Source organism: Protofrankia sp. CiP1_Cm_nod4 (assembly GCF_982290645.1).
The window spans coordinates 14,364-17,707 of the sequence record NZ_CEVIVC010000105.1 but is presented as its reverse complement, the minus strand read 5'-3'; the positions used below and the strand labels follow the sequence as shown (position 1 = coordinate 17,707).

At 73.1% G+C, this 3,344-nt stretch carries 2 protein-coding genes; one reads left to right on the top strand and one right to left on the bottom strand.

Annotation, left to right across the window (positions count from 1 at the left end; translation table 11 throughout):
• Positions 1 to 57 precede the first annotated feature (57 nt).
• Positions 58 to 1,572: a helix-turn-helix domain-containing protein gene (locus tag AC5LSR_RS17790; protein WP_250290081.1), complete on the bottom strand. Its 1,515-nt coding sequence runs from the start codon at positions 1,570 to 1,572 to the stop codon at positions 58 to 60.
• 326 nt (positions 1,573 to 1,898) lie between these two features.
• On the opposite strand from AC5LSR_RS17790, the gene AC5LSR_RS17785 reads away from it, so the two are divergent.
• On the top strand, positions 1,899 to 3,260 hold the full coding sequence (locus tag AC5LSR_RS17785; protein ID WP_250285783.1) for a M16 family metallopeptidase: 1,362 nt from the start codon (positions 1,899 to 1,901) through the stop codon (positions 3,258 to 3,260).
• The last annotated feature ends 84 nt before the right edge of the window (positions 3,261 to 3,344 follow it).

Here is a 3,344-nt window from a genome sequence, read left to right as displayed (position 1 = left end):
CCGGAGACATGGCTCGCGGGCATGGTCCAACGGGCATGGTCCAACGGGCACGGACCGTCAGTCGGCCGTCGCTGCCGGGGAGGGCGGGGGATGGGTCAGACCGGCGCGCAGGACGAGCTCGAGCTCGAAGCGGGCGTCCGGGTCGTCCAGGATCTCCCCGAACAGGGCGCGCAACTGGCCGAGCCGGTAGCGGACCGTCTGCGGGTGCACCTGGAGCTCGGCGGCGATCAGGGCGCGCTGTCCCCGTAGCCGCAGCCACAGCAGCAGTGTCTGCGCCAGCCGGGTACGGGCCCGGGCGGGCAGCCCGTCCAGCGGGGCGAGCCGGCGGCGGGCGAGGTCGGCGAGCAGCTGCGGATCCCGGGCGAACAGCAGCCCGGCGAGATGGTCGTCGGTGAACAGCACCCCGCCAGGGCTGACGGGTACGCCCGGCAGCGTTCCGCTGTCCCGGGCCCTGCGCGCGAACGCCGCCCGCGCCGCGCTGGCGGACGCGTCCCGCCACGGGACGGCCGGGCCGACGATCGCGTCGAGACCGGCCAGCGTCCGCTCGAGCCAGCCCCGCCGCCCGGGCCCGACCGGGTCGGTGACGAACACCCAGGTGTCCTTGCCCTGGATGGTGCGAGGTGTCTCCGGCGGCAGCACCAGGTGGGGGAGGCAGTGGTCCACCCGGCGGTCGACACGATCGTGGGCCGGCCCGCCCACACCCCCGGCATCGTCGGCTCTGTCGCCGCCGCGAGTCGTGTCGCCGCCGCGAGTCGCGGCAGCGTCATGAGTCGTGTCGTTGCCGCGAGTCGTGCCGAGGGTGTCAGTCGTGTCGGCCCAGCGGGACCCGTCGTCGCCGCGAGCCGCGTCAACGGCTCCGCGGGCCCGCTCGGCGTCGCTCCCGCCGTCGCCCCGAGCGGGGCTGACGGCACCGGCTCGGTCGGCCCCGTCGGCTCCGTCGGCTCCGTCGACGACGCGGCCGCTGCCCGCGGAGCCGGGGAGGAGAACGGCGGCCACGACGTCGGGCAGCCGGTAGCGGGCCGCCCGGGCGACCTGCTCGATCGTTGCGGGGCTTCCCCCGGACAGCATCAGCTCGCCGAGCCGGTCCCACAGACGGCCGCGTTCGCTGGCCGCCTCGGACTGCTCCTGGGCGTAGCCCTCGGCGCTGGCGGCGGAGATCCGGTCGATGTAGGCGAACATCGTTTCGGCCAGCGAGACCAGCCCGGCGGCGTCCAGCCCGCCGCGCCGCGCCGCCTCGGCGAGCCGCCGCCAGGCGACCCGGGCGCCCACCCGGTAGGCGCCGAGAAGGGTGTCCAGCGAGCGCCCGGAGCGGAACTCGCCGCGTCCCAGCCGGACGTAGACCTCACGGCTGGCCGCGAGATCGGGCGGTCCGCCGGAGTCGGCGCCGACCACGGTGAGGAAACGCAGCAGCGCCTCTTCGACCCCCTGCCGCACGCCGCGGCCGAACGAGCCCTCCAGCGGGCGCGCGTACGGCGGCACCTCACGCGCGATGGCCGCGATCAGATCATCGCTGAGGGTCGCCAGCTCAAATCGCAGGATGTCAGCGAGATCAGTAGACAGAGTGGATGGCAACTGTCCGTCTGGAACAGTTTTCACGGCTTGCACCCCGCTTCGGACGGGCCCCGGGTCGTCGAAGTGCTCCGGTGAGCATAACCCCGCCTCATCGGTGGCGATGCGACGAACGGCCCGGCGATGACCGTGGGGCCCTGTCGGGGTCCTGCTGGGATCCTGACGAGAGGCGCCGCCGGGACGCGGCGGGAACCCGCTGAGAACCCCGGCGGGGCTCACGGCGAGGCCCTGGCCGGATTCGCCGGAAAGGCGGGATCAATCCGGGAGCGCGATGGCCGTGGAGCGGGCAACCGGCGGCCCTGTGGCGCGGATCATCGAGTACCCGGACCATGACAGGCCCGGCCGCAGTAGCGTTGCCAACCGTGCCCCCTCGTACCGAGACGAATACGACCGCCGTCCTGTTGCCGGCGCCCTCCTACCCGGTGGAGAAGACCTCCCTGGCGAACGGGCTGCGCGTCGTGCTGGCTCCGGATCGCACGGCGCCCGTTGTCGCCGTGGCTGTCCACTATGACGTGGGATTCCGCTCCGAGCCGGAGGGGCGGACCGGCTTCGCGCACCTGTTTGAACATCTCATGTTCCAGGGCAGTGAAAATGTCGGAAAGGCCGAGCACGCGAAGTATGTGCAGGCCGCCGGGGGCATATTCAACGGATCCACGCATCCGGACCACACCGACTACTACGAGCTGCTGCCCTCCGGCGGGCTGGAACGCGCGCTGTTCCTCGAGGCCGACCGGATGCGCGCGCCCCGGATCACGCGGGAGAACCTGGACAACCAGATCGCGGTGGTCCAGGAGGAGATTCGGGTGAACGTGCTGAACCGGCCCTACGGCGGGTTTCCCTGGATCACGCTCCCGCCGGTCGCCTTCGACACGTTCCCCAACGCCCACAATGGCTACGGTGACTTCCACGAGCTTGAGGCGGCGAGCCTCGACGACGCCGCGGACTTCTTCGACAAGTACTACGCGCCGGGCAACGCCGTCCTGACGGTGGTCGGTGACTTCGATGTCGACGACGCCCTGCGGCTGGTCCATCGCTACTTCGACGACATCCCGGCCCGGCCGGTGCCCGTCCGCCCGAGTTTCGCCGAGCCGGTGCGCGCCGAGGAACGGCGCTCGGTCCTCACCGACCCGCTCGCGCCCCGCCCGGCGCTCGCCGTCGGCTACCGCGTCCCCGATCCTCTGGCCGATCTACCGACCTTCCTGGCCTACGACGTGCTCACCCACGTCCTGTCCGCCGGCGACGCCAGCCGGCTGGAGCGCAGGCTCGTCCAGAAGGACCGGTCGGTGATCGGCGTGAGCACCTATCTCGGCACCTTCGGGGACCCGTTCGACCAGCGGGATCCGCTGCTGCTCACCCTGGAGGCCCGGCATCCCGCGGAGTCGACGCCCGATGCGGTCCTCGCCGCGGTGGACGAGGAGCTCGACCGCGTCGCCACCGACGGCCTCCAGCCCGGCGAGCTCGCCCGGATACAGGCGCGGATCGCCTCCGGCCTGCTGCGCGAGGCCGACGACGCGCTCGGGCGCGCGCTGGCCCTGGCCACCTTCGAGCTGCACCGCGGCCGGCCCGAACTGATCAACGAGCTGCCCGCGGTGGTGGGGGCGGTGACCGCGGAAAGCGTGCGGGCAGCCGCCGCCGGCCTGCGCTCCCAGGGCCGGTCGGTCCTGGAACTGCGTGCCGGTGCCGCCTCGTGACCCTCACGGGCATCGTGCTCCCCACCGACGCGGCGGCTCCCGCGGGCGCCGCGTTCCTCACGGATGCCGTGGGCCGGGCGGGCA